This window comes from Parendozoicomonas sp. Alg238-R29 (assembly GCF_947331445.1).
Lineage (GTDB): Bacteria > Pseudomonadota > Gammaproteobacteria > Pseudomonadales > Endozoicomonadaceae > Sansalvadorimonas.
In genome coordinates this window covers 16,454-41,898 of record NZ_CAMZOG010000012.1, presented here as the reverse complement: position 1 = coordinate 41,898, position 25,445 = coordinate 16,454, and the positions used below count along the sequence as shown (strand labels likewise).

The window sequence follows — 25,445 nt, the reverse complement described above, 5'->3', positions numbered from 1 at the left end:
TCGTTGGCAGCCTCACTTTGCGCTAGAACAGCAGGTTCTTATGAACCTGCTGTTCTTTGAGGAATAATAACTTTGGTTGGTGGAAGCGTCATGTTCAGTGGTTCTTCGGTGATCTTTCGGATGATGTACAGAGCTGTTTGCTCTCCCTCGCTTTCGTCTACCTTCACCCAGATAGAAGGATCCTTTCCATAAAAATGTTTTTCTATTGAAATCTTGTCTCTGGCTTCTCTAAGGTTCAGTGATGATCCCTTGTCGAGAATGACAACCGTACGTTTCCCGGGCAGAGCAAAGATATCCTTGATGGTGTGCAGAATGTTCCAGGAAAAAAACTCAGAGTAATAAATAGAATACCCTTTGTATTTTTTGATGGCTGGAGTGGGTTCAAGGTTTTCAACTTTCAAATAAGTTTTTAAGTGAGGGATGTAGCCTGTTGCCTTTACATTGTGTCCACGCAAATAAAAGAGTTTTGCCTGTAGGCCTGTAATGGCTCCTAAGTAAAGAATGTTTCCCTCGTTTTTTTTCATTTCAGGAACGTGTGCACGAATCCAGTCGGTTTGATCAAGTGAGTTCCAGTGTCGAGAGAATCCTTTGATAGTCTCAAGGCGTTCCAGAAGCAGGGCAACAAGCAACCGGTGTTGGTTAGCAAATCGGGGGCTGTGCAGAATGTACTTTTTTTCCATTCTTACGTCATCACGGTATATGCTGTAAAGGTGCTGTAACTTCACATCTTTTTGGTTGGCGAGCTTTCTAAAGTTTGGTTCTTCTTTCAGGTAGAGGCCATGGGCAATGGAGTAAAGGACATGACCAATATGATTGAGCTCCTTCTGTGATATTTTTGGGAAAACTTCAGCAGCCCGATTATTTAGTAGTGTCAGAAGTGTGTGGGCTATCAGTCGTGTTGTTTGATCAAGGTTACTCGTGTTCACCCCGAGAATGCTGTAACCATCGATGGGTGTTTTTGTTAAAGGAGGTTTGCGCAATTTGCCATTATATGCGGGTTGTTCCCTAGTAAAGACATTGGCGATACGCAAGTATGAGTTTAGAAGGAATATGTTGACTTCCTGAAGCTCTTTTAAAGAGAGGCTTGCTGCAAGGTCTGCCTGATATTCTGCCAGAGTGTGGCCCGTGTAGGGTAAAGTATGGGCAATGCACTCTTCCTCCCCTTCTGAATTGATTACCTCGCGAAAGCATACTTCGCCATCTTTTATGCCTGCGGCCCATAGGTTGGGGTTAGTGAGCACAAGGCAAACCAGAGTTAATAATAGTTGGGGTAGATACCTGAATAGTGAACTCATGACGGACTCCGGAAGCGTTGGTTTGCTTCCTTGGAGTTTTTCCGTGTCGAGAGGTTTCCTTCGTCAGCCTGACGAGATAGTTAGCCATTTCTGTAACAGGTTGTTGCGGGCTACTGTCTGGGCGGTCGGCAAAGCGAAGCTTAACCCGATAAACAACCTATATTGCATAAAGCTGAAATTACCGTAGAATACTGCGCCTTTACGGGAGAAGGCTCGGGTCTTCTTTCGTCTGGAAAGAATTTCAGTGGATTGCTTGAAGCACCTATGGCTGCCTTAAGTAAAAAGCTAAAAAACTTTCTGGCGGTGGTTTACGTCGTTCTGCCGAAAAGCTGTTTGCTGCAAAGCATGCTTACACAGGAAGAGATTATTCCATGGTAACTATTCGTCTTGCCCGGGGCGGCTCCAAGAAGCGTCCTTTTTACCATCTGACCGTTGCCGACAGCCGCAACGCCAGCACTGGCCGTTTTATTGAGCGTGTAGGTTTCTTTAACCCACAAGCTCGTGGTCAGGAAGAGCGTCTGCGTGTTGACACTGACCGTGTTAACCACTGGGTTGAGCAAGGTGCTCAGATGAGCGATCGCGTTAAGCAACTGCTGAAAAGCGCTTGATGACTGTTGCCGGTGATGCTGTAACGTCCGAAGACCTTCTGGTCATGGGGCGTATCACGGCGGTATACGGGATCAAAGGATGGGTGAAGGTGTATTCCTTTACTGATCCTATGACCAATATCCTTGACTACCGGCAGTGGCGATTGCGATACCCTAACGGTCGTGAAAAAACCGTTAAACTTGACGGCGGCCGCTCCCACGGCAAAGGGCTTATTGCTCTAGTTGAAGGGACGGTAGACCGGAATCAGGCTGAAACTTTTATCGGTGCTGAAATTCTGGTCAACAGTCAAGATCTGCCAGAACCAAAAGCTGATGAGTTCTACTGGCACCAGCTTGAGGGTCTGACAGTTTTAGCCCGGAATGAAGGCGGAAACGAAGTCAATCTGGGTAAGGTTCATCATTTGATGGAAACCGGGGCTAATGATGTTCTGGTGGTGCGTGGCGCCAGTGGTAGCATCGACAGGCGGGAACGTCTGGTTCCCTGGCTGGAAGATCAGGTGGTAACTGAAGTAAACCTTGAAGAAGGGTTTATGCGGGTCGACTGGGACCCAGACTTTTGAGTTATAAACCAGTGCAAATGAGGTTCGATGTTGTAACGCTCTTTCCTGAAATGCTGTCTGCGATTACCAAACATGGTGTCAGCGGGCGGGCAGTCAGGAATGAACTGATTGAAGTGAATACCTGGAACCCCAGGGATTACACTCATGACAAACATCGGACAGTGGATGACCGGCCTTATGGCGGTGGTCCCGGCATGTTGATGAAAATTCAACCTCTGCGTGATGCAATACAGGCAGCAAAGGAAGCTGCTGGTCCTGATACGACCGTAATCTATCTTTCGCCTCAGGGTCGTAGACTCGATCAGGCGGGAGTGAAGGAACTGGCTGAAAGGAAAAAGCTGGTGTTGGTCGCAGGACGGTACGAAGGCATAGATGAACGGCTGGTTGCCGAAGAGATTGATGAAGAATGGTCTCTTGGTGATTTTGTCTTGAGTGGCGGCGAACTGCCGGCCATGACACTTATCGATGCCGTATCGCGCTTTGTACCGGGCACCCTGGGTCATCAGGATTCCGCTCAGGAAGATTCATTTGCTGAAGGCTTGCTTGACTGCCCTCATTACACCCGACCTGAGGTGTTTGAAGGCAAACCGGTTCCGGAGGTTTTGCTTTCCGGCAATCATGAGCGTATTCGAAAGTGGCGGCTTATGCAGTCATTGGGGCGCACATGGTTGAGGCGACCAGACCTTCTTGAAGGTCGAGCCATGACCAGTGAAGAAGAGCAGCTACTGGCTGAGTTTATCCGTGACTATCATGATGCGGATAACGATCCGGTAATCAGTGAGTGATCCGACAGTGGATTTTGAAATCCAAATTTTGAAATCCTCGCTTGACTAAAGAGCGGGTTCTCGATTTCGACTGACTTGGGAGCAACAGAGCAAATGAGCAAGAACAAGATCATTCAGCAGCTTGAAGCTGAACAAATGCAAAAGGAAATTCCTTCTTTTGCACCTGGCGACACTGTAGTAGTACAGGTTCGCGTAAAGGAAGGCACCCGTGAGCGTCTGCAGGCGTACGAAGGTGTAGTTATCGGTAAGCGTAACCGTGGCCTGAACTCTGCCTTTACTGTACGTAAAATTTCCAACAGTGTTGGTGTTGAGCGTACTTTCCAGACTTACAGCCCTCTGGTAGCAAGCATCGAGGTTAAGCGTCGTGGTGACGTTCGTCAGGCTAAGTTGTACTACCTGCGCGAACTGAGCGGTAAAGCGGCTCGCATCAAAGAGAAGCTTAACTAATTTATTTTTAATCGCTTTGCGACAGAACGACGGGAAAAAGGCAGCCAATTGGCTGCCTTTTTCTTTTCCGGTTTTCCCTTCTTATTCCATATTTGTGTGGTAATCCTGTCTTGCTGCCATAGAATGAACCTTCCTGTAATAACCAGAACAAAACAGGTTCTTTTATGTCCGCAACTGTTATCGATAAGTGGCACCAGATCATTGAAACCAAAAATCCATCCATCTTGGGTGAGATTCTTGCGGATGATGTGGTCTTCTATTCTCCGGTTGTTCATTCGCCACAAAAGGGTAAAGCTCTGACCCGTATGTACTTAATGGGTGCAGCCCATGTGCTGCTCGCTGGCCCGTTTAAGTATGAAAAGGAGCTTGTAGGTGATGATTTTGCTGTGCTGGAATTTGTCACCGAAATTGATGGCATCCAAATTAACGGCGTGGATATGATCAGTTGGAATGAAGATGGTTTGATCACCGAATTCAAGGTGATGCTCCGTCCGCTCAAGGCCGTCAATCTTGTGCACCAGAAAATGGGTGAGATGCTGAAGATGGTTCAGCAGGGTAAGGTTGTGGTTCCTGCCTGATGTTTTTGCAGGAAATAAGGCACAATGGTCTCACTTGTTAATGGCGAGGCCCATTGTGCCTGAAAGTACACTTTCACCACCGCCAGCTCGTAAGGAAAACATTTCCCACGAGGTGGCGGACTATCTTGATTTCCTCTGGCTGGAAAAAGGCCTGAGCGATAATAGTCGGCAAGCCTATCGGCGAGATCTTGTTCAGCTTTCTTCATGGCTGAAAAAAAATGATATTACCCTTCTCGATCTGTCCCGTGATCAATTGCAGAACTTTCTGGTATGGCGTGCGGGGCAGGGGTACAGTGCCCGTTCAACAGCGAGGCTACTCTCCTCCGTTCGTGGGCTTTATGGCTGGTTGCAGCGTAATGAGCGAATTTCTTCCAACCCTACACAGTTGATTGTATCTCCCAGTCATGGGCGTTCCCTTCCCAAAATACTCAGTGAAGATGATGTTGATTCTTTGTTAAGGGCCCCCGATTTGCACACGGATCTTGGCCTAAGGGACAGGGCTATGCTTGAGCTCCTTTACGCTTGCGGGTTGCGAGTGACAGAGCTGGTGGGGTTGGAATTATCCAGGGTGAATCTGCGGCAGGGTGTTTTGCGTATTTACGGGAAGGGCAGCAAAGAGCGGCTTGTGCCTATGGGGCAGGCAGCCTGTGAGTGGCTGGAACGTTATCTGGCTTCGTCCCGGGGCGTTTTTTTAAAGGAAGTGCAAAGTGATGTGCTTTTTCCCGGGCGTGGCGGTAAGGCGATGACTCGGCAGACTTTTTGGCACAGAATTAAGAAATATGCGGTGATAGTAGGTATTAATAAACCACTTTCACCCCATGTATTGCGCCATGCTTTTGCGACACACTTGTTGAATCATGGGGCTGATTTGCGGGTTGTACAGATGCTGCTGGGGCACAGTAACCTTTCTACTACCCAGATTTATACCCATGTAGCGCAGCATAGGTTGCAACAGTTACATTCAAAGCATCATCCCCGTGGCTAGCCTGCTATGGTTAGAAAATTGAAAATAATTTCGGCATAACAACGAGGTTGCCAATGTTAAATGGGCCAATTTTAAAAAGAATGGCGCTGCAGGTTTTGATAATTCCGGCTCTTCTGATGTCAGGTTTGAGTGCTGCAGAGGGTGTGAAAAGCTCGGCAGACAAGAAGAATCTGGCTGCGGTCGAAACGGTTATTCAGACAGGATTAAAGCAAGTTAATGAAGGTCTTGTACTGGAAAGTATTGAGGCGACTCCTGTTAGCGGAATCTATCAGGTGCAGATGAAATCAGGTGAGCTGCTTTATGTGTCTGATGATGGTCGGTATATTTTTAGCGGCGATCTGATGAAAATCCGTAAAGACGGTCTGGATAATCTGACTGATAAGGTGCGGGAGCAACAGGTACGCAAACGTCTGGCCGCAGTTGATGCAGAAGGTCTGATTGTGTTTTCTCCCAAGGGTGAGAGAAAAGGCATTCTTTATGTGTTCACCGATGTGGATTGTGGCTACTGCCGTAAGTTGCATCAGGAAGTGCCTGAGCTGAATGAGAAGGGTGTAGAGGTGCGTTATCTGGCCTTCCCTAGAGGTGGAGAGCGTGCCCCTGCGTTTGGAAAGATGGTTTCGGCCTGGTGTGCCAAAGATCGCAAGCAGGCGATGACCACTCTTAAAAGTGGTGGTTCAATTCCAACATTAACCTGCACCAATCCTGTAAACGATCAGTACCAACTTGGAATCTCTTTGGGGGTTCGCGGTACGCCGGCGATTTATCTGGAAGATGGTCGCTCAATTCCAGGTTATCAGCCCGCCGACTCTTTGTTGAAGTTGATGGGTTTATAAACCTTATAGTTTTGAAAAAATAGTTTTGTAAAAACCTCCTTTTATAAAGCCTGCAGAGAATTTCGCAGGCTTTTTTCTTTTTAAGGCTCTATATCCCCTCTTTGCAGGCTATCGTGCCTCTGCCGTGAACGCTATAATCTGGCACCATTGACAGCTCAACCGGCACAAAATAGAAGATATTCGGTCAGACAATAACAAAGTTATCTATATAAGGGGTATCAGTTTGAAACCTGTGAAAGTAGGAATTTGCGGATTGGGAACTGTTGGCAGTGGTACGGTCAATGTACTTCTTCGAAATGCCGATATTCTTGCCAGCCGTACTGGTCAGAAGCTTCAGGTTGCCCAGATTGCAGCGCGTCGCCCCAATCCGTCTTGTGATACCACGGGTATACCTGTTACCAGCGATATTTATGAAGTCGCAACCAATCCTGATATTGATATTCTTGTTGAGCTGATTGGCGGGTACGATGTTGCTAAGAAGCTAGTGCTTACAGCTATTGAAAATGGAAAGCATGTTGTTACTGCTAACAAAGCTCTGATTGCCGAACATGGGAATGAGATCTTTGCAGCGGCGCGGGAGAAGAATGTAGTTGTCGCCTATGAGGCCGGTGTTGCCGGTGGTATTCCTGCCATTAAAGCTTTACGCGAAGGTCTGGTTGGTAATCGCATTAACTGGCTTGCCGGTATTATAAATGGCACCGGAAACTTTATTCTTACCGAGATGAAAGAAAAGGGTAGCCCATTTTCTGAAGTGCTGAAAAAAGCTCAGGATCTCGGCTATGCGGAAGCTGATCCAACCTTTGATGTGGAAGGTATTGATGCTGCTCACAAACTCGCCATTCTTGCAGCCAATGCATTCGGTACACCCCTGGCATTTGATAAGACCTATACTCAGGGTATCAGTCAGGTGACGCCTGATGATCTGCAGTACGCGCAAGAGCTGGGCTATCGGATAAAGCACCTTGGCATCGCCCGTCGCACCGAGCAGGGCGTTGAGTTGAGAGTCCACCCAACTCTTATTCCAGAAAGTCATCTGCTGGCCAGTGTTGATGGTGTAATGAACAGTGTTTTGATTGATGGGGATGCTGTTGGGCAGACTCTGTACTATGGTGCTGGCGCTGGCAGTGAACCAACGGCTTCCGCGGTTGTTGCAGATATTGCAGATATTGCGCGTCTGATTGATGCTCCAGGCGCTGCTGTTCCACCGATAGCGGCTCTCAATGGTGGAGAGAATGTTCCTGTTCTACCAATTACTGATGTGAATGCTGCATGTTATCTGCGAATGAGAGCCAAAGATCACCCGGGCGTGCTTATGCGAGTCACTGAAGTTCTTGGGCAACACGGTATTAATATTGATGCATTGTTGCAGAAGGAATCTCGCGAGAGTGATGGAACAGCAGACATTGTGTTGCTAACCCATGAAATCAAAGAAAGTCTTTTGAATACTGCGCTGAAAGAGCTTGAAGCGTTGAATGATATTGCCGGGCCCGTGGCACATATACGGGTTGAGCATTTGAGTGGATAAGCCTCAGGAATAGTTTTACACCGGAAATAATAATGAAATATATCAGTACCCGCGGGCAGGCTCCTGCACTTGGTTTTGAAGATGTCATGCTAACCGGTCTGGCCAGTGACGGTGGCCTCTATATTCCCGAGTCACTGCCTCAGTACTCGGCTGAAGAGATGAAAAAGCTGGCTGAACTGGACTATCCGTCTCTGGCTGTTGAGATTGTTCGTCCTTTTGTTTCTGATTTTCTTAATGAAGCAAAGCTGCAGCAGATTGTCGGTGACACATACAAGGTTTTTCGTCACAAAGCTGTTGCGCCTTTAACCCAGCTGGGTACCAATGAGTGGGTAATGGAGTTGTTCCATGGTCCAACTCTGGCATTCAAGGATTTTGCTTTGCAGCTTTTGGGAAGGCTGCTTGATGAGTCTCTTGGACGCCGTAATGAGAAAGCCGTGATTCTTGGTGCAACATCTGGTGATACAGGTTCTGCTGCTATCGAAGGGTGTCGTGCCTGCGAGCACGTTGATATTTTTATCATGCATCCCCATAACCGGGTTTCAGAAGTTCAGCGTCGCCAGATGACGACAGTGTTGGCGGATAATGTTCACAATATTGCCATCGAAGGCACCTTTGATGATTGCCAGGCGTTAGTGAAAGCCAGTTTTGCCGATCAATCATTTTTAGGTGAAAAACGTCGTCTTGTTGCGGTGAACTCCATTAACTGGGCCCGGATTATGGCGCAGGTGGTTTACTACTTCTATGCAGCCCTGTCTCTTGGTGCACCAGAGAAAGAAGTCTCTTTCTCCGTACCAACTGGCAACTTTGGCGATATCTTTGCTGGCTATATCGCTAAGAAGATGGGGCTTCCGGTTAAAAAACTGATTGTTGCAACCAACTGCAATGATATTTTGCATCGCTTCTTTGCTGACAACAGTTACTCCAAAGAACAGCTGGCACCCACACTCTCACCCAGTATGGATATTATGGTATCCAGTAACTTTGAGCGGTTGTTGTTTGATGTTCAGGATCGCAACGGCGAGCAGCTGAAACTGATGATGGAAGCGTTCGATAAAACCGGGTCTATATCTATCGATAATAATCGCTGGCAGGCGGTGAAAGTGCTGTTTGATAGTGATCGCTCCTCTGATGAAGATGTTGTATCAACAATTAAACAAGTGTCGGATGATTGCAGTGGTTACCTGCTCGACCCCCATACTGCAATTGGCGTGAAAGCAGCGCGTACTTGTTCAGTTGATGTAGCAACTCCGATTGTGATTCTTGCTACAGCACATCCAGTGAAATTCCCTGAGGCAATTGTGCGTGCTGGGCTTAGGGAACCTGAGCTTCCGGTTTGGTTATCTGATCTCCATGAAAGACCAGAAAAGTACGATGTTTTGAAAGATGATATGAAAGGGTTGCATGGTTACATTCAGAGTACTCTGAACCTTTAATATTTCTGTGTTCTTTGAAAGGCGCGGCTTGCTTGAGTCGCGCCTTTTGTCCTTCTGAACTGCTCGGGAAATTAAATAGGGGCGTGTTAGTATGATGAGGCATCCATGACTTCAGAGAACACCTTGTCACTATGTCGGTAACCACGTCGGTAACCACCCGATCCGTTGCGATCGTTCGTCGCAAAGTTGAATCTCATCCTGCAGCGACGCATTTTTCTAATGATATATCTCCTCTTCTACAGCGTGTCTATGGTGCTCGTGGCATCTGTAGTGAAGATGAGTTGCAGCGGAATCTGCAATCTCTGGAGAGTGGGCAAAGCCTGAAAGATATTAATAAAGCGGCTGGGTTGCTGGCTGATGCGGTTACCGGTGGGCAGCGTATATTAATTGTTGGTGACTTTGATGCTGACGGTGCAACCAGTTCTGCTCTGGGAGTGCTGGCATTGCGGGCAATGGGGGCGATGTTTGTAGATTTTCTGGTGCCTAATCGTTTCGAGTATGGTTATGGGTTGTCTCCCGCTATTGTCGAAGTGGCTAAACATAAATCCCCAGACCTTCTGGTCACTGTGGATAACGGCATTTCCAGTATCGACGGCGTAAAAGCTGCCAAAGCTGCTGGTATGAAGGTATTGGTGACAGATCATCACCTGGCAGGAGATGAACTGCCAGAAGCCGATGCGATTGTGAACCCCAATCAACCGGGATGCAGCTTTCCCTGCAAAAGCACTGCTGGCGTTGGCGTTATTTTTTATGTGCTCTGTGAACTGCGTAATGTGCTGGATAGCCGTGGCTGGTTTCAATCCCGGCCCAAACCGAATATGGCTTCATTTCTGGATCTTGTCGCGTTGGGAACTGTAGCTGATGTTGTGGGGCTCGATGCCAATAATCGTATTTTGGTACATCAGGGTATTGGCCGTATTCGAGTGGGGCGTGCTCGTCCTGGCATTTTGGCTTTGGCAGAAGTAGCAAAGCGAGAGCCCTCTCGACTGATTGCCTCTGATATGGGCTTTGCTCTGGCTCCCCGCCTCAATGCTGCTGGGCGGCTGGATGATATGTCTCTCGGTATTGAATTGCTGATTACTGATGACCCTCTTCATGCCCGTCATTTGGCCAGTCAGCTTGATGGGTTAAACCGTGAGCGCCGCGAGATTGAAGACAGCATGAAAGAGGAAGCGCTGCGCGATCTGGCCAAGCTGGAGCTGGAAGAGAAAGCAGATACCAATGGTTCGACAGTACCTTGGGGTGTATGCCTGTTTCAAGATGATTGGCATCAGGGAGTTATTGGTATTCTGGCTTCCCGGGTAAAGGAAAGAATGCACCGCCCTGTTATTGCTTTTGCGCCGGGCGGTGAGGGAGAAATCAAAGGTTCGGCTCGCTCAATTCCTGGTTTTCATGTGCGTGATGCTCTTGATGCTGTGTCTACCCGCCACCCTGGATTGATTCTTAAATTTGGTGGGCATGCTATGGCCGCTGGGTTGTCAATTCTGGAAAAAGATTACAAGCAGTTCTCAGAGGCGTTTGATCAGGAGGCAAGGCGGTTGCTCACGCCTGAGCAGCTGGAATCCTCTTTATATACTGATGGCGCTTTGTCCCAGGATGACATCAATCTAGGAACAGCAGAACAGTTGAGAGACGCTGGTCCTTGGGGGCAGAACTTTCCCGAACCGATGTTTGACGGAATCTTCACGCTAAAAGATCAGCGACTGGTTGGTGGTAAGCACCTGAAAATTGTTGTTGTTCCTGAGCAGAGCGAGGAGTGGGTGGATGGTATCTGTTTTAATGTTGATACCCGGACCTGGCCAGACACATCGGTACAGACCGTAAGGCTTGTTTATCGATTGGATATTAATGAGTTTCGGGGGCGTCGCAGTGTGCAATTGGTTGTTGAACACCTTGAATCGGTATAAGTCCTGACTTTTTCGAAAAAAAACAGTTGTTGAAAAGATCGACTATTTTTTCAAGGTTTGCGATCTGGTAGATTTACGCTCTTAATTTTTTACTAATAGGGTATTCGCAAGAATCCCGCCCATAGTTTCTGGAAGCAGCAATGGAAATTAATCCGATCCTGAATGATATCAAGGATATGACGGAGCGTACGAACGTTCTTAGGGGGTACCTTTGACTATGCCAGCAAGCAAGAACGACTGGTAGAAGTTGAAAGGGAACTCGAAGATCCCGCGATATGGAACAACCCCGACAATGCACAGGCTTTGGGGCGTGAGCGCTCGACTCTGGAAGGCATTGTAAAAACCATCGATACCATGGATCAAGGGCTGGAAGACGCCCGTGAGTTGTTGGACATGGCCGTAGAGGAAGATGATGAAGATGGCGTCGATGAGGTTGTTTCTGAGCTTGGCAATCTGAAAGAACAGTTGGAGAAACTGGAATTCCGCAGAATGTTTGCCGGTGAGATGGATCCTAATAACGCTTATCTTGACATCCAGTCGGGTTCTGGTGGCACGGAAGCGCAGGATTGGGCCAACATGTTGCTGCGTATGTACTTGCGCTGGGGGGAAGCAAAAGGTTTCAAATGTGAAATCATTGAAGCTTCCGCTGGTGAAGTTGCAGGTTTGAAATCTGCAACTGTACAGTTTTCTGGTGAGTATGCCTTTGGCTGGCTGCGCACAGAAACTGGCGTGCATCGCTTGGTGCGTAAATCGCCTTTCGACTCCAGTGGTCGTCGTCATACGTCGTTTACTTCTGTATTTGTATCTCCAGAGATTGATGACAATATTGAGATCGAGATCAACCCGGCGGATCTGCGTATTGATACCTACCGCTCCAGTGGCGCGGGTGGTCAGCACGTAAACACCACTGATTCTGCTGTACGTATTACCCACGAGCCGACAGGCATTGTGTGTGCGTGTCAGAATCAGCGTTCCCAGCACCAGAATAAAGACAAAGCCATGCAACAGCTGAAAGCTCGTTTGTATGAGCATGAAATGATGAAGCGCAATGCTGAGGCGCAGGCGCTGGAAGATAGCAAAGCTGATATTGGTTGGGGCAGTCAGATTCGCTCCTACGTATTGGATGACTCCAGAATTAAAGATCTGCGTACCGGTGTAGAAAATCGGAATACCCAGGCAGTACTGGATGGCGATCTTGACCGCTTTATTGAGGCCAGTCTCAAGCAGGGGCTGTAACCTGGCTTTTGTAATGCCGGCTGTGTTATCGGATAACGTATGAGTTGTAATGGCAGTCAATGCCAAGACGTCTTAATATGTTGCCCATTGGGAAATTTATTTACTGAAGCGGGGCTGTCATCGCAGCCCCGCTTCGTGATTTCAGGTCTGAGTCAATGTCTAACGAAAATGTAACTGACGTTTCCAGTGAACAACAGAGTGAACAACAGGATGAGAACAAGCTGATTGCTCTGCGTCGTGAAAAACTGGGAGCCATTCGTAAAGAGCGCAATGCTTACCCGAACACCTTCCGTCGCGATAGCTACGCTGCCAACCTGCAGGAAGAGTGCAAAGACCTAAGCAAACCAGACTTGGAAGCTGCGGGTAAACGTGCCAGTGTTGCTGGCCGTATCGTACTGAACCGTGGCGCTTTCATGGTTCTGCAGGATATGACTGGCCGTATCCAGGCTTACGTAAATCGTAAGACTCTGGACAAAGACGTTCTGGCTGAGATCAAAACTCTGGATCTTGGCGATATTATCGGTATTTTCGGTAACCTGCAGCGCTCCGGCAAGGGTGATCTGTTCGTAGAAATTGAAACTTTCGAACTGCTGACCAAAGCTTTGCGCCCCCTGCCAGAGAAGCACAAAGGTCTGGCCGATATCGAAATGCGCTATCGTCAGCGCTATGTTGACCTGATCACCAACGAAAAATCCCGGGAAGTATTTCGTGTTCGTTCTCAATTAGTGGAAGGTATCCGTCGCTACCTGGCAGACCGTGATTTCATGGAAGTGGAAACTCCCATGCTGCAGGTGATTCCCGGTGGTGCTTCTGCTCGTCCATTCGTTACTCACCACAACAGTCTGGATATCGATATGTACATGCGTATCGCTCCCGAACTGTACCTGAAGCGTCTGGTTGTGGGTGGTTTTGAGCGTGTGTTTGAAATTAACCGTAACTTCCGTAACGAAGGTTTGTCTGTTCGTCATAATCCTGAGTTCACTATGCTGGAGTTCTACCAGTCTTACGCGGACTACAAGGATCTGATGGATCTGACGGAAGACATGCTGCGCACTGTAGCGCAGGATATTCTGGGCACCACAGTGATCACCAACACTGTTCGCAACAGCGATGGTGAAGTGACTGAAGCTCACGAGTATGACTTCGGTAAGCCGTTTGTGCGCATGACAATGGTAGAGTCTATTGTGCACTATAATCCGGCTCTGACTGAGGAGCAGGTAACAGACTTTGAACAGGCGAAAGCTGTCGCGAAAAATCTGGGTATCGAAGTGAAGCCAACCTGGGGACTGGGCAAGATTCAGACCGAAATCTTTGAAGAGGTTGCTGAACATCGTTTGATGCAACCAACCTTTATCACAGAGTATCCAGCTGAAGTGTCTCCGCTGGCTCGTCGTAATGATGACAACCACCACGTAACGGACCGCTTTGAGTTCTTTGTTGGTGGTCGTGAGCTGGCCAATGGTTTCTCCGAGCTGAATGATCCGGAAGATCAGCATGAGCGCTTCATGCAGCAGGTGAACGAAAAAGATGCCGGTGACGACGAAGCTATGCATTACGATGCTGACTACGTACGTGCACTGGAATACGGTCTGCCACCAACTGCCGGTGAAGGTATTGGTATTGACCGTTTGGCCATGTTGTTTACTGATTCTCCGTCGATTCGTGATGTGATTTTGTTCCCTCATATGCGCCCTGAAGCATAAAGCAGGTAACAGAAATTGAATCTGCCAGTCCTTCTTGTACGAAGGGCTGGTATGAAGTACTCAGGTGACCAGGTGCGGGGGTCGGGCACCACAGCATAACAAAGGCTTTTCCGATGGAAGCAACCAAAGAAGCATCTGAAAAAGCGCCGTCTCTGAAATATCAGGGGCGCAAAACAAGTCGTGCGGGTAGTGAGCAGCGACGCAGAGCTATTCTTGAAGCGGCATTGCGAATTGTCGTTCGAGAAGGTGTGCGGGGCGTTCGGCACCGGGCAGTAGCTAAGGAAGCTGATGTTCCTTTATCGGCTACAACATATTATTTCAAAGATATTTCTGATTTGATCACAGATACCTTTACCCTGTTTGTTGAGGTTGGGGTTGAGAAGTATCGTTTCTTCTGGAGTGAATCAGAGGAAACCCTTGTTGGTGCCCTCCGTCAACTAAGAGATATGTCCGAGAAGCGTCCAGTCATCATTGCTGGTATTCTTGACTTGGTTGTCGAGTACCTGCGAACCCAGTTGCTGGAGCACCGGGATTATCTTCTGGCGGAGCAAGCCTTTCGTTTGGAATGCTTGCGCAACGACAACCTTAAAGCCATAGCCAGTAAACACTCTGAGTATCTGCATGCAGACCTGAGAAAGATGTTTTCTGAGGCTGGTTCCAAGGCTCCTGATGTTGACTCGGCGCTTATGACAGAGCTGATTTTCGCGGCAGAGTATCAGGGGTTGATGAAGCCTGTTGGTGAGTTTGATGAGGCCTCTATTCGCGGCTTTATTGGGCGTGGTCTTCAACATATGCTGCATGGCGTTTTTGAAGAGCCTATAAGGCAGTAGATATTTCCCGCTAGTCCCACACTCATATAAAATGGCCCTGCATAATTTCAGGCAGGGCCTTATGAAAGTAAACAACAATATCCAGTTAATTCTTGTTGCACTCCTCTCGATTGTTGGGACTGTTTTTGTCCTTCACAGTAACGGCTATCTTCAGCATTCTGAAGCTGAAGACGCTTTATATGTTTCCGAATTTTCCCTGCTTGCCAATACTTCCGGTCTTGCGCAGACTATTTCTGCAAAGCCCGCAGGTTTTGTCGCCCGTTGTGAGCGGGGATATCTGGTGATGGATGCTGTGGATAAAGTTTCAAAGAGTCTTACAGGAGTGGTTGTGGACCAGAAAAAACGACCGGTGACCTGTATTTCAAATTAAGTATATTTATCTTGGAGATACGCATGCCTGATATCAGATTGGCAGACAGCTGGAAAAATCGTATTGGTGATGAGTTCTCAAAGGGTTATATGCAGCGTCTGCGAGCCTTTCTGGTCAATGAAAAACAAGCTGGGAAAGTTATTTATCCCCAAGGTTGTGAATACTTTCGGGCCATGGAACTGACGCCTTTCGAGTCGGTTAAGGTTGTGATTCTGGGACAAGATCCTTACCACGGTCCAGGCCAGGCCCATGGTCTGAGTTTCTCTGTTCGTCCGGGCGTTCAGCCGCCACCCTCCCTTATTAACATCTATAAAGAGTTGGAAAGTGATCTTGGCATTCCACCAGTCAGGCACGGTTTCCTTGAGCAATGGGCTCGTGAAGGGGTTTTAATGTTGAATGCTGTGTTATCTGTTCAGCATAAGCAGGCGGCATCTCATCAGGGGCAAGGTTGGGAAGAGTTTACCGACCGAATTATTCGGGAGTTGAATGAGAGCCGGGATAATTTGGTTTTTATTCTTTGGGGCAGTTATGCCCAGCGTAAAGGTAATTTCATTGATGCTTCTCGCCATTGCGTGATCAAGTCACCACATCCTTCGCCGCTGTCCTCCTATCGGGGATTCTTTGGTAGTCGCCCTTTTTCCCGTGCCAATGAGTATCTGGTTCAGCACGATCAGACACCGGTGAACTGGCAATTAAGTGAAGTTGCTGTCGAGGAAAGTGGGCAGCCAGTGCTGGCTTAAAAAGAAATTAGATGCGCAGTTTTTTGTTCATGGCTTTGGCAAGGCGACTGCGTTTCTTGTTTTTTTTCTTATTGCCCTTTGGGTCTTCGTTGGGCTCGATGTCAGCTCCATCCATAAATTCTTTGAGTTCTTTTTGAGCTTTCTGGCGTTCTTCGGCATTGGCCGGAATATGTTCAAGAAACTCCTTGCTGGCACCAGCCTCTAAGCCAAGTTCTTTGCGAACCTTTTCCATTCTTTTGAGGCTGCTTTCGCCGGTTTTGATCAGCTTGTCGCTGTCTGCGAGAACGTCTCTGATATCCTTGCCTTCGGTTGCCATCAGATATTCCGTATGATTTCCTTAGCTTGGCTGTACTGCTGCTTCATAACCTGAGATGCAAGTGAGTTTGTCTGTTCATACTTACCGGTCAGGGACTGAAGCTGCACCATGTCTAGCTGGGACGTACTGGTCAGGGTCTCTTTGGCGCTTTTGAGCTGCTCGCCAAGGTTTGTCAGCTCTTCCGGTGTCAGCATGCCCACACCACTTGCGTCGTAAACGGTAATGCCCAGTTTATCCAGCAGTGCCTGCTCTTCAGGGGTTAATACCTTGCTGAGAGTCTGTTCGGAGGCCGCTGTCTTTTCTTCGTGGCTGAGGGCTGCCTTTCCTTCGGTGACGTTTTTGAAGTCTCCGGTAATCTCTTCACCGTTGAATAGCCAGTCATCGGCCTGATCGCCCATGTGGAACATGAAACCATCGTTGGTTGCGGCATCCAGTTGGGCACCGTTCAAGTCAGGCTTTCCTATCTGGGGCTTGTTGGCTTCTATACCGGTTACCTGAACAGATTGGTTGCCCTTGGTGATCACCAGCTCATCAGCAAAAACCAATTTGCTGTCACCGCGAGCCTTTGTTTTTACAGTGATTTTGGTGCCGTCATCCAGCATGAATGTTGCGTCTTTCTGAAAGTCCCAGTTCTTGTTGCCCGAACGGTCACCCTCACTTACGTGTGGGTCACCCCAGACTTTTGTTTGGTTACCGTTGGCATCGACGATGGAGAAGCTTTCGTCCGCTCCGTGAATCTGGATCTTGTAACCGTTATCCAATGCAATCTCTTTAGGGCTGGAGTCATGATTCACAGCCCAGGTGTTCTCGCTCACAGCCGTTGTGGTGGTTCTGTTGTTCATGAGCTTGGACTGAATCTGGTTCAGTGAACGGATCTGTTCGTTCTTCTCATGCACCATGCCGATCTGATCCCTGATCTGCTTGTCCAGGATTTCCGAACGTTCCAGCATAACCAGTGTATTCAGATCACCGATACTGAGGTGTTTGTCATTAAGATCAACACCCTGCAGCCCCGCCTGCTGAATGCCTCCAATATTCTGACCGCCAGTCTGGATACCACTCATGCCACTGTCTCCTGATTAAATGAAACCGCCGCGCTTCTTTTTTGTGCGCTTGGTTGTGGCTTGCTTCTCCGCCAAAGGCTGTTTGAGGTTTTTGCGACGCTCTTTACGCTCAAGCTTCAGCTCTTGCTTCTTGGCCATGACCGCGGATTTGACTTCCGTTTTGACTTCCGTCTTCCAATCCCTCATTTCGGAGGCGACTTGCTTGATATCTTCTTCAGAACCCAATTGCATGCTCATGGCTTTTTTAAGCAGGCCAGGCTCAAACTCGAGTTCTTCTTTGGTTTTTTCAAAAGAAGTGACCTGCTTCTGGGCTTGCTGGATTATCACATCAATCTGATCACAAAGAAGCTCTGACTTCGATTTGGTCTTGTCCCGACTCATCTCGCAGGAAACAGGCATTGTCCTACAGCTCCAGTTTTGGATTCTCAATCATTTATCGTGTTTTTGAGGCAGCTCTTTAATGGTGTGGCCGGTTCCGACCTTGAAAGGCTACTGTGTGACTGGCCTAATGGCACATGTTTGCCGCAGAGGGGGAGAAGTTTTGGAAATGACAAAAAATTGTCAAGTTCAGTTTCAGGAATATTTCAGTGCATCCGGGCACAAGATTGCAAGAGCTACCCTGGATGCGCAGGGCAGCTTGAATGCTCTGACGCTGGATATGATTGATGCTCTGTATGAACAGTTTCAGCAGTGGAAAAATGATAGGACTGTTGCTGTCGTTGTTCTTGATGGAGCAGGTGGAAAAGCATTTTGTGCCGGTGGTGATATCCGCCAGCTTCACGCTTCCGTGATTGAAAGTGACTTTGGTCCTAATCCTTATGGGGAGACATTTTTCACCCGGGAATACCGGCTGGATCACCTGATTCATACATTTCCCAAGCCGGTACTCTGTTGGGGCAGCGGTATTGTGATGGGTGGAGGTATCGGGCTGATGGCTGGCGCATCACACCGTATTGTTACGCCCACATCAAAATTGGCTATGCCGGAAGTGTCTATTGGGTTGTTCCCGGATGTTGGCGGAAGCTGGATTCTCGGGAGAATGCCAGGGCGTACTGGTTTGTTTCTTGGTCTGACCGGAACCCGGATAAATGGTGCTGACGCACTGTTCTGTGGTATGGCTGATCGCTTGCTTGAAAGTGATTCTTTGCCAGAGGTTCTGAATCTTATGAAGAGCACGGAGTGGCAGAACTCTGGGCAGGCTAATCATCAGGCTCTGACTGGCTTGCTCAGAGCATTGGAAAAGCAGCAATCCGTAGCCAAAGTGACTTCACCTATTCAGGAACACTTTGAAGGCATTCAAAGTGTTACTGATGCAGAAACACCTGACGAAGTTTTGAAAAATATCAGAAGCCAACATGGAGAGTGGTGGCAGCGAGCAGGTGATTCTCTGGAAAAAGGGTGTCCGCTTACGGCGAGACTGGTATTTGAGCAGCTCAAACGTGCTCGGCATTTGTCTCTGGCTGATGTTTTTCGGATGGAACTGGGAATGGCTGTGGGGTGCCTGAGAGAGCCTAACTTTGCTGAAGGTGTCAGAGCACTTCTTTTGGAGCGCGGTAGTACGCCAGCGTGGCAGCCTGCGAGCCTTGAGGAAGTGAAGATAGAGGATCTTTCGCCTTATTTCTCCTCCCACTGGCCAGATGGACAGCACCCTTTGCAAGATATGTAAAGCCAGAACATCTGCTGGTTTATTGACCTCTATTAAACCAGCAGGCTGTAAGTTTCTTATACACTAGCCTGCAATTCTTTTGATTCTGCCTGTGGTACTGATGATAAAAAAGAGCAGAATTGGGGCTGGTCGTACAAGGTCCCTTTTTCAGTATTTCGCTTTTCTGACACTTCTGCTGTGTTCCTGCCTGCTTGGTGCTGAAGAGGCTCCTCCTCTCAGGGTTGCTTTTAACAGTGGTTTGATTGCAACTGATGACCAGATAGAAATTACCCTGAAACTCATGGATGGCTACTGGCAACGGTGGACCAATAAGTACAACCAAAGGGTTTACCAGAGAGTATTTGCCACGGAAGAGCAGGCCAAAGAGTCGGTTAGTTCGGGGGAGAGTGACCTTCAAGCAACTTTTTGTGAAGAAGGGGATTGTCATGGGAAGACAGTTCTTACGATCATTCCTATAGAGCCCTATAAAGCAAATACCCTGCAACGTGATACTCCGTCACCTGATGACACTATTGCTGTCTGGAAAGGAGGGTTGGCCGCATTCTGGCTTAAGAAGAACCGCCCTTCATGGAAGCTGCTGGAAGTTGCCAGCATAGAAGAGTTGCGGAATAGCATTCTGCTCAGAAATGCTCAGTGGATTTTTGGAAATCGGAACTCCACAGATGTTTTTTTGGGTGAGAGTAGTCTGACCAATGATTTCAAGGCTGTTCCATCTGAGCGTTTGAACTTGCACTACGCTGTGAGAGTTGCTGTGGATAACACGGAACTGCAACAGCAGATGGTCAGCTTCTCCCAAAGTGACGAGGCAAACTGGGGGAAAGGGCGCCAGGTTAATACGATTCGTTCACTGACTTCTCCAAATAATAATGCTGATCCGATTGTTATAGTCGTTGATGATAATACTCCTCCTTTGTCGTTTGTGGATGCGCTTGGGGAGCCGAGTGGATTGCTTGTTGACCTTTGGCGTAGCTGGGCAAAAAAAACAGACACAGCAGTTGTTTTTAAAGCAGGAGCTGACAGAGAAAATCTGCAGGCTCTGAAAGCGGGTGAAGCTGATGTTTATGGCGCTATGTCAAAAGCCGGGAGCCAAAACGACTGGCTCAGTTTTTTGCACCCGGTTTACGTTCTAGCGTCGACATTTTACTACCACAAAGATATTGGTCCAGTTGATGGGCATGACTCATTCAGCGGGCAACGTGTTGGGGTTGTTGATGGTTCCACCCAGGCTGGTTTTGTTGAAAAATGGTTGCCTGAAACGATTTTAGTGCCCTTTGATTCAAATCTGGATATGGTTCGCGCTTTATCTGATGGATCAATAAGAACCTTTGTTGCCGAAGATGTATCGATTTACCATCTTCTTAAACAGTCCTCACTGCGGCAGAATATTGCCAGAGATAACAATAGTGTATTTCAGGAAGATCTCAGCCCGGCGATACATGCTGATCGTGACAAATTAAAAACATTGATCGAAAAGGGTTTCAGTCAAATATCCCCCGAAGAACTTGTGGATCTTGAGTCTCGCTGGATTGAGGATAGTCGATACCGTTTTTATCGAGGGCCTGATGACTCCCTTCGATTATCAGAAGCTGAGAAACAATGGTTAATCGCAAATCCTATTGTCCCTGTTGTTGTAGAAACAGATTTGCCACCGCTGTCGTTTACTGGCGGCAACCGCCAATTTGATGGAGTGGTTGTTGACTATCTGGAAGCTATTGAGAGAAAACTGGGGGTACGATTCTCTTTCCAATACAGTCAGGGGTGGGAGGAGAGTAAGCGACGATTGTTTCATAAGAGCGCGGCACTTTCCCCGGTGTTAAGAATGGAAGCGGTCAGTACAAATGCTGACATTGAATATTCAATGTCAATTATGGATGTTGCTTCGGTTGCCATTGCCCGTAATTCTTTTCCAACGATTACTCCCGACACCGATCTGCAAGGTATCAATTTGGGGTTTGTAAAAGATTTCGAAACAAAGAGATATTTGTCTGAAATCTATCCAGGCGTGGTCTTGAAAGAAGTCAAAAGCGTCGCGGATGGTCTGACAAAACTATCAGTTGGTTCAATTGATGTATTCGTTACCAATTTATCCTCAGCCAGCTATTTGATTGATCGTATGAAAATTACCAATCTGAAAGTTGCTGGAGAGACTGGAGGGCGCCAAACATTAAGGTTGGCTACAACCAAGAATGATGCCGTTTTTATAAGAATTTTAAATAAGGCGCTGAATGCTATTTCTGAGGAAGAAAAGCAGGCCATAAAAGATAAGTGGATCAATATTCCAAGAGTAACAATGAGAGTCTCTTCTGGAGTGATTCTGGGGACATCTTTAGTTCTTGTAGTGTTGATTATGTTTGTTTACTGGAACAGAAGACTGTTTCGTGAAGTGACAGAGCGTCAACGTGTTGAAGGAATGTTGCGAACCCGTTCGGAAAATGACCGAATACTCAGCACTATAACCCGGCAGTTTATGGATTGCCCCCTGGATGACGCTGTTCACGAAGCTCTTGAAACCCTCACGGCTTTCCAGCATTCCCTTTATAGCTGGGTTGTTATGATTGACGATTCGGGTACACGTATATCTGTGCCCTGGATTGGTAGCTTCCAGGATGTTAATGCGGATAGGGGAGAACAGCTTCGTCTTTTAACCCGTGCAGATTATACGGATCTTTATGAAACACCATTACTGGGCAGTGTCTGTCAGGTGCGTGTTTCCCAGCTGGATAACAGTTTTCCTGGTTTTATTAAAGCTATGAATGAGCTTGGAGCCGACTCGGTTATACATGTCCCTATGCTTCAAGCTGGTAAGGTTATTGGTTTTCTTGCTCAGGCTTGCACCTATGATCGGGTTTGGGGCGCTGATGACGTGATGCTGATGCGACGGGTTGGTGAGCTGGTGGCTATCAGCTATTCCCGCACGCAGGCAGAAGACGCTCTTCGTACCAGTGAAGAACGATATCAGTTGGCAATGGATGCTGCTACTGACGGGCTGTGGGATTGGGATGTGACCCACAATCGCATTTATTACAGTGCACGCTACATAGCGATGCTGGGATATCGCCCGGGTGATATTGCTGAGACAGAGGTAGCCTGGAGACGAATGATCCACCCTGATGACAAAGCGATAACGATTCAGTATCTCCAGCGCATCTTTCAGTCTAATGATCAGCCTTTTCAGTTGATATTTCGTTTGCGTTGTCGTGATGGCAGTTATGCCACTATCAAGATGAAGGGCAAGGTTATCAGTAGGGATTCCACGAGAAACCCGACCCGGGCTATAGGAACAATTATTGATATTACTGAACAGAGAGAATGGGAAAGGGAGCTGGCCATGGCTCGTTTTTCTCTGGATCGCTCTGGAGATTATATCCACTGGCTACGTCAGGATGGTTCTCATAAATACGCAAATGAATCGGCGGCGCTGGCTCTTGGGTATTCCCGACAGGAGCTGATGGGAAAGTCAGTTGTTGATATTAACCCTGAGCTCACTCAAAAGAGTTGGCGACAGTTTTGGTTGCAGTTGAAGAGCATGGAAGTCTGTGCATACGACACTCTCCATGAAACCCGAGATGGGGAGCAGTTCCCGGTAGAAATAACGGCGAACTACATGGAGTATGAAGGCGAAGGGTTTATGTTTATCAGCTGTCGTAATGTTTCCGAAAGAAAGGCTCAGGAAGAAGCCTTGCGAAATGCTAAGGAGGCTGCTGATAAGGCCAATCAGGCAAAGAGTGATTTTCTGGCCAATATGAGCCATGAAATTCGCACACCCATGAATGCCATTGTTGGGATGAGTCAACTGGCACTGGAAACAAACCTGAACCCTGTACAGAAAGATTACGTGGGCAAAGTCTGTAACGCAGCAGAAACTCTGTTAGGTATCATCAACGACATTCTGGATTTCTCAAAAATCGAAGCTGGTAAAATGGTTTTGGAGAAAGCGCCTTTCCACTTGCCGAAGGTCCTGGATAACCTTTATGGAATGGCCTCAATTCAGGCTCGCAGCAAGGGGATCGAGTTTCATATTCACTGTGATAACGATGTACCGCAATGGCTGGTAGGTGACTCTTTAAGGCTTGGCCAGATTCTTCTAAATCTGGTTTTCAACGGTATAAAGTTCACTTCAGAAGGATTGGTATCCGTTGATATCAACGTTGGATCAGCCTGGCGGCGAAGCAGTGACCCCGTGAGGAATCGAGTCGGCCTCTCCTTTGTGGTGAGAGATACCGGTATCGGTATTGCGGCAGACAAACTATCTGTATTGTTTCAGTCCTTCTCTCAGGTAGACAGTTCAACAACTCGCCGGTTTGGTGGTACTGGGCTAGGCCTGACAATCTGTAAACGACTGGTTGAACTTATGGGGGGAGATATCCGTGTTGAATCGTCAGAAGGGCAGGGAAGTCGTTTCTGTTTTGATGTTCTGTTTGGCATAGCTGACACACCAAAGGTTGTTGAGGCGTCACATAAGACATTCATCCACCTCGTTAAAGGGCGCAATCGTATTCTTCTGGCGGAGGATAATGAAGTAAACCAACAGGTTGCTGTTGCTCTGCTTAGGAAAACGGGGGCAGAGGTGACTGTTGTAGATGATGGTCAGAAGGCAGTAGAGAAAGTTTCAGAAGAAGAATTCGATCTGGTGTTTATGGATATTCAGATGCCGGTGATGGATGGTTACAGTGCCGCACGTGCTATCCGCCAGTTACCGGGCTGCTTCTGTCTTCCGATTGTCGCCATGACTGCCCACGCTATGGTGGAAGACAGGCATCGTTGTATTGCTGCAGGAATGAATGACCACATATCCAAGCCGCTGGTGATCGAGTGTTTGCATAATATGATTGCCCGTTACCTTCCAACCCGAAAAGAGGGCGATGATGAAACGCATCCCCCAATTGAGGTGCAGGAGTCTATTAAGGAAATCCCTGGTGTGGATGTGCAGCAGGGAGTAAATCGCCTGATGGGAGATGAAAAGCTTTACAGGCAGCTATTGTGTCGGTTTAAAGAAGAAAATCGCGATTTTTGCGACATTGTTCAGAATGTTTGGAGGCAGGGAGATATCGATGAATTGCGCTTCCAGGCTCACAGTCTCAAAAGTGTCGCAGGAAATCTGGGTATGGAGGCTTTAAGTGCGGCAGCTGCAGCGGTAGAAAAACTGTCTACTAACACGCCGAGTGATGCTGAACCCTTGGCGGGCACAATGGATATTTTGTTATCAGAAATGAATAAAGTCTTGGCTGAGTTGGATGGCATTCTCATACCGGATGATAATCAGAGCTTTGACGATGTCGAATCAAATGTTGGTGACCAGTCCCCCGCTGCTCTTGCTCAAAAGCTCTATACGGAGCTTATGGGGGGGGATATTGCAGCAGTAGATACATTTCAACGGTTAAAACAGCTGTTGAGGGTTGAGTGTAGTTATGACCAGCTGGAACAGATTCAGTCGGGTATTGAAAACTTTGATTATGCGGCAGCGGCTAAAGTAGTTACTTCGTTGCGGGAGAGGTTAACTGAGCAGGTTTAAACCTGCTCAGTTAGCGGGTTGAAGCTTCAGTCTTCAACAGAGTAAGGAATATTTTGCAGTTGTAACTTTGTTCCAGTGTCTGCCAAAGTTAATTCGGCTTCTGTGTCGGCCTTGCGCACAACCGCTAAAAGCTCGATATGGCTTTTATCAGCAGATTGTATGGTTGCCACGATATCACCTGTTTTGTTGCCAGCCTGATTGTTTACAATTGAACCAATAGCTGGCAAGTCTTGCCCTTCAAGAGTGAATCGATACAGGCGGCTTTTCAACTTACCGAGATATTTCATCCGTGCCACAATTTCCTGGCCGGTATAGCAGCCCTTTTTAAAGGAAACGCCGTCGACTGCCTGCCAGTTCAAATGTTGAGGAATCCAGGCATCTCTTGATGCTTCGGTTACCCACGCAATACCATCTTTAATATCACTTAACTGCCAAGCTGCTGTTGATACAACGGTTGCCTTAGCTGAGAGTTTTTCCCAAACCTGTTGTATTCGGTCAGGCTTGATCCACAATTCATAGCGTTGACTGAATTCGAAAACCGAAAATGCCATACCATAATCATTCTCTGCGATAGTGCCAGTTTCCGGGATCTGACCAAAAAGCTCTATCAGCAATTCTGAAGCTTTCTTTCCACCAAGCCCCAGTCGCACCCATTTATCATTTTGCGGATGGATAGATACGGTACGGAAGAACATCGCGTACTTCTTCAGGTGCTCATGCAGAACATCGCTTTGATCGGCTGGAAGGCTAAAGATAAGGTCATCGTTGTGAGCGACAATCCTGAAGTTGGCAACCATCCGGCCTTTTGGTGTGCAGCAGGCGCCGAGAGTTGTTTGGTTATTTTTCAGCTTCTCAACATCGCAGGTCAGCTGGCCCTGAAGAAACTTCCGGTTTTCTTTTCCGGAAAAGGTCAGCAATAGCTGGTGTCCGAGAAGTGTCAGCCAGGGTTCCTCAGTGCTGCTGGCTGATGCTGAAGTAATCATGCCGTGGCTAACGGCGATATTCTGGCTTTCAAGCCATGTATGCCACTCATTACTGGTCATTTTGAAACA

23 protein-coding genes are annotated in these 25,445 nt (G+C 47.7%); 18 read left to right on the top strand and 5 right to left on the bottom strand.

What is annotated here, in order from left to right:
• Nucleotides 1–38: 38 nt before the first annotated feature.
• Entirely contained in the window at nt 39–1,295 is a 1,257-nt protein-coding gene (locus QMA35_RS05025; protein ID WP_281646039.1) for a hypothetical protein, read from the bottom strand.
• Nucleotides 1,296–1,457: 162 nt separating this feature from the next.
• Between QMA35_RS05025 and QMA35_RS05020 the strand changes: the two genes are divergently transcribed.
• The 16 genes from QMA35_RS05020 to ung all read left to right on the top strand — a co-directional run bounded on the left by QMA35_RS05020 (nt 1,458) and on the right by ung (nt 15,835).
• Nucleotides 1,458–1,673: a hypothetical protein gene (locus QMA35_RS05020; protein ID WP_281646038.1), complete on the top strand. Its 216-nt coding sequence runs from the start codon at nt 1,458–1,460 to the stop codon at nt 1,671–1,673.
• Nucleotides 1,667–1,903, top strand: coding sequence for a 30S ribosomal protein S16 (gene rpsP, locus QMA35_RS05015; RefSeq protein ID WP_281646037.1), 237 nt, complete (start codon nt 1,667–1,669; stop codon nt 1,901–1,903). Before QMA35_RS05020 ends, rpsP begins: the two co-directional genes overlap by 7 nt.
• A complete protein-coding gene (gene rimM, locus QMA35_RS05010) occupies nt 1,903–2,463 on the top strand; it encodes a ribosome maturation factor RimM (RefSeq protein WP_281646036.1) in 561 nt (186 codons plus the stop codon). Before rpsP ends, rimM begins: the two co-directional genes overlap by 1 nt.
• A gap of 17 nt (nt 2,464–2,480) precedes the next feature.
• Complete coding sequence (trmD, locus tag QMA35_RS05005) at nt 2,481–3,248, top strand: tRNA (guanosine(37)-N1)-methyltransferase TrmD (protein WP_281646062.1); 768 nt, start codon at nt 2,481–2,483, stop codon at nt 3,246–3,248.
• A 93-nt stretch (nt 3,249–3,341) separates the two neighbouring features.
• Nucleotides 3,342–3,695, top strand: coding sequence for a 50S ribosomal protein L19 (rplS, locus tag QMA35_RS05000; RefSeq protein WP_281646035.1), 354 nt, complete (start codon nt 3,342–3,344; stop codon nt 3,693–3,695).
• Between the two features lie 164 nt (nt 3,696–3,859).
• Nucleotides 3,860–4,273 carry a nuclear transport factor 2 family protein gene (locus tag QMA35_RS04995; RefSeq protein ID WP_281646034.1) on the top strand — a complete coding sequence of 138 codons (414 nt, stop codon included), beginning with the start codon at nt 3,860–3,862 and terminating at the stop codon, nt 4,271–4,273.
• Between the two features lie 40 nt (nt 4,274–4,313).
• On the top strand, nt 4,314–5,258 hold the full coding sequence (gene xerD / locus QMA35_RS04990; RefSeq protein ID WP_348650928.1) for a site-specific tyrosine recombinase XerD: 945 nt from the start codon (nt 4,314–4,316) through the stop codon (nt 5,256–5,258).
• 116 nt (nt 5,259–5,374) lie between these two features.
• Complete coding sequence (locus QMA35_RS04985; protein WP_281646032.1) at nt 5,375–6,091, top strand: DsbC family protein; 717 nt, start codon at nt 5,375–5,377, stop codon at nt 6,089–6,091.
• Nucleotides 6,092–6,314: 223 nt separating this feature from the next.
• Entirely contained in the window at nt 6,315–7,616 is a 1,302-nt protein-coding gene (locus tag QMA35_RS04980) for a homoserine dehydrogenase (protein WP_281646031.1), read from the top strand.
• A gap of 32 nt (nt 7,617–7,648) precedes the next feature.
• On the top strand, nt 7,649–9,049 hold the full coding sequence (thrC, locus tag QMA35_RS04975; RefSeq protein WP_281646030.1) for a threonine synthase: 1,401 nt from the start codon (nt 7,649–7,651) through the stop codon (nt 9,047–9,049).
• Between the two features lie 131 nt (nt 9,050–9,180).
• Nucleotides 9,181–10,956, top strand: coding sequence for a single-stranded-DNA-specific exonuclease RecJ (gene recJ / locus QMA35_RS04970; protein ID WP_281646029.1), 1,776 nt, complete (start codon nt 9,181–9,183; stop codon nt 10,954–10,956).
• A 140-nt stretch (nt 10,957–11,096) separates the two neighbouring features.
• A protein-coding gene (gene prfB, locus QMA35_RS04965; protein WP_281646028.1) for a peptide chain release factor 2 occupies nt 11,097–12,192 on the top strand; the annotation gives its coding sequence in 2 pieces (ribosomal slippage) (nt 11,097–11,168 and nt 11,170–12,192; 1,095 coding nt in all).
• Between the two features lie 155 nt (nt 12,193–12,347).
• Nucleotides 12,348–13,895: a lysine--tRNA ligase gene (lysS, locus tag QMA35_RS04960; RefSeq protein WP_281646027.1), complete on the top strand. Its 1,548-nt coding sequence runs from the start codon at nt 12,348–12,350 to the stop codon at nt 13,893–13,895.
• Nucleotides 13,896–14,008: 113 nt separating this feature from the next.
• Nucleotides 14,009–14,725 (top strand): TetR family transcriptional regulator, encoded by a 717-nt coding sequence (locus QMA35_RS04955; protein ID WP_281646026.1) that lies wholly within the window; start codon nt 14,009–14,011, stop codon nt 14,723–14,725.
• A 61-nt stretch (nt 14,726–14,786) separates the two neighbouring features.
• The gene (locus QMA35_RS04950) at nt 14,787–15,095 is read left to right on the top strand and encodes a hypothetical protein (protein ID WP_281646025.1); all 309 of its coding nucleotides are present in this window, start codon (nt 14,787–14,789) and stop codon (nt 15,093–15,095) included.
• Between the two features lie 23 nt (nt 15,096–15,118).
• Complete coding sequence (ung, locus tag QMA35_RS04945) at nt 15,119–15,835, top strand: uracil-DNA glycosylase (RefSeq protein WP_281646024.1); 717 nt, start codon at nt 15,119–15,121, stop codon at nt 15,833–15,835.
• A gap of 7 nt (nt 15,836–15,842) precedes the next feature.
• Here the strand turns inward: ung and QMA35_RS04940 are convergent, their stop codons facing one another.
• From QMA35_RS04940 to QMA35_RS04930, 3 genes are read right to left on the bottom strand one after another with little or no spacing between them, the layout of a single operon-like run.
• Nucleotides 15,843–16,151 (bottom strand): hypothetical protein, encoded by a 309-nt coding sequence (locus tag QMA35_RS04940; RefSeq protein ID WP_281646023.1) that lies wholly within the window; start codon nt 16,149–16,151, stop codon nt 15,843–15,845.
• Entirely contained in the window at nt 16,151–17,215 is a 1,065-nt protein-coding gene (locus QMA35_RS04935; protein ID WP_281646022.1) for a DUF1521 domain-containing protein, read from the bottom strand. Before QMA35_RS04935 ends, QMA35_RS04940 begins: the two co-directional genes overlap by 1 nt.
• Nucleotides 17,216–17,230: 15 nt before the next feature.
• Nucleotides 17,231–17,614 (bottom strand): hypothetical protein, encoded by a 384-nt coding sequence (locus QMA35_RS04930; RefSeq protein ID WP_281646021.1) that lies wholly within the window; start codon nt 17,612–17,614, stop codon nt 17,231–17,233.
• A gap of 148 nt (nt 17,615–17,762) precedes the next feature.
• Between QMA35_RS04930 and QMA35_RS04925 the strand changes: the two genes are divergently transcribed.
• Both QMA35_RS04925 and QMA35_RS04920 read left to right on the top strand, forming a co-directional pair.
• Entirely contained in the window at nt 17,763–18,881 is a 1,119-nt protein-coding gene (locus QMA35_RS04925; protein ID WP_281646020.1) for an enoyl-CoA hydratase/isomerase family protein, read from the top strand.
• A gap of 100 nt (nt 18,882–18,981) precedes the next feature.
• A complete protein-coding gene (locus QMA35_RS04920) occupies nt 18,982–24,393 on the top strand; it encodes a transporter substrate-binding domain-containing protein (RefSeq protein WP_281646019.1) in 5,412 nt (1,803 codons plus the stop codon).
• 26 nt (nt 24,394–24,419) lie between these two features.
• Here QMA35_RS04920 and QMA35_RS04915 read toward each other — a convergent pair whose 3' ends face one another.
• Nucleotides 24,420–25,436 (bottom strand): hypothetical protein, encoded by a 1,017-nt coding sequence (locus QMA35_RS04915; protein ID WP_281646018.1) that lies wholly within the window; start codon nt 25,434–25,436, stop codon nt 24,420–24,422.
• Nucleotides 25,437–25,445 lie beyond the last annotated feature (9 nt).

Bases quoted from the DNA above. Each gene is read 5' to 3' on its own strand.
- QMA35_RS05025 (WP_281646039.1), bottom strand. From the start codon at position 1,295: ATGAGTTCACTATTCAGGTATCTACCCCAACTATTATTAACTCTGGTT.
- rpsP (WP_281646037.1), top strand. From the start codon at position 1,667: ATGGTAACTATTCGTCTTGCCCGGGGCGGCTCCAAGAAGCGTCCTTTT.
- rimM (WP_281646036.1), top strand. From the start codon at position 1,903: ATGACTGTTGCCGGTGATGCTGTAACGTCCGAAGACCTTCTGGTCATG.
- trmD (WP_281646062.1), top strand. From the start codon at position 2,481: ATGAGGTTCGATGTTGTAACGCTCTTTCCTGAAATGCTGTCTGCGATT.
- rplS (WP_281646035.1), top strand. From the start codon at position 3,342: ATGAGCAAGAACAAGATCATTCAGCAGCTTGAAGCTGAACAAATGCAA.
- QMA35_RS04995 (WP_281646034.1), top strand. From the start codon at position 3,860: ATGTCCGCAACTGTTATCGATAAGTGGCACCAGATCATTGAAACCAAA.
- xerD (WP_348650928.1), top strand. From the start codon at position 4,314: ATGGCGAGGCCCATTGTGCCTGAAAGTACACTTTCACCACCGCCAGCT.
- QMA35_RS04985 (WP_281646032.1), top strand. From the start codon at position 5,375: ATGTCAGGTTTGAGTGCTGCAGAGGGTGTGAAAAGCTCGGCAGACAAG.
- thrC (WP_281646030.1), top strand. From the start codon at position 7,649: ATGAAATATATCAGTACCCGCGGGCAGGCTCCTGCACTTGGTTTTGAA.
- recJ (WP_281646029.1), top strand. From the start codon at position 9,181: ATGTCGGTAACCACGTCGGTAACCACCCGATCCGTTGCGATCGTTCGT.
- lysS (WP_281646027.1), top strand. From the start codon at position 12,348: ATGTCTAACGAAAATGTAACTGACGTTTCCAGTGAACAACAGAGTGAA.
- QMA35_RS04955 (WP_281646026.1), top strand. From the start codon at position 14,009: ATGGAAGCAACCAAAGAAGCATCTGAAAAAGCGCCGTCTCTGAAATAT.
- QMA35_RS04950 (WP_281646025.1), top strand. From the start codon at position 14,787: ATGAAAGTAAACAACAATATCCAGTTAATTCTTGTTGCACTCCTCTCG.
- ung (WP_281646024.1), top strand. From the start codon at position 15,119: ATGCCTGATATCAGATTGGCAGACAGCTGGAAAAATCGTATTGGTGAT.
- QMA35_RS04940 (WP_281646023.1), bottom strand. From the start codon at position 16,151: ATGGCAACCGAAGGCAAGGATATCAGAGACGTTCTCGCAGACAGCGAC.
- QMA35_RS04935 (WP_281646022.1), bottom strand. From the start codon at position 17,215: ATGAGTGGTATCCAGACTGGCGGTCAGAATATTGGAGGCATTCAGCAG.
- QMA35_RS04930 (WP_281646021.1), bottom strand. From the start codon at position 17,614: ATGCCTGTTTCCTGCGAGATGAGTCGGGACAAGACCAAATCGAAGTCA.
- QMA35_RS04925 (WP_281646020.1), top strand. From the start codon at position 17,763: ATGACAAAAAATTGTCAAGTTCAGTTTCAGGAATATTTCAGTGCATCC.
- QMA35_RS04920 (WP_281646019.1), top strand. From the start codon at position 18,982: ATGATAAAAAAGAGCAGAATTGGGGCTGGTCGTACAAGGTCCCTTTTT.
- QMA35_RS04915 (WP_281646018.1), bottom strand. From the start codon at position 25,436: ATGACCAGTAATGAGTGGCATACATGGCTTGAAAGCCAGAATATCGCC.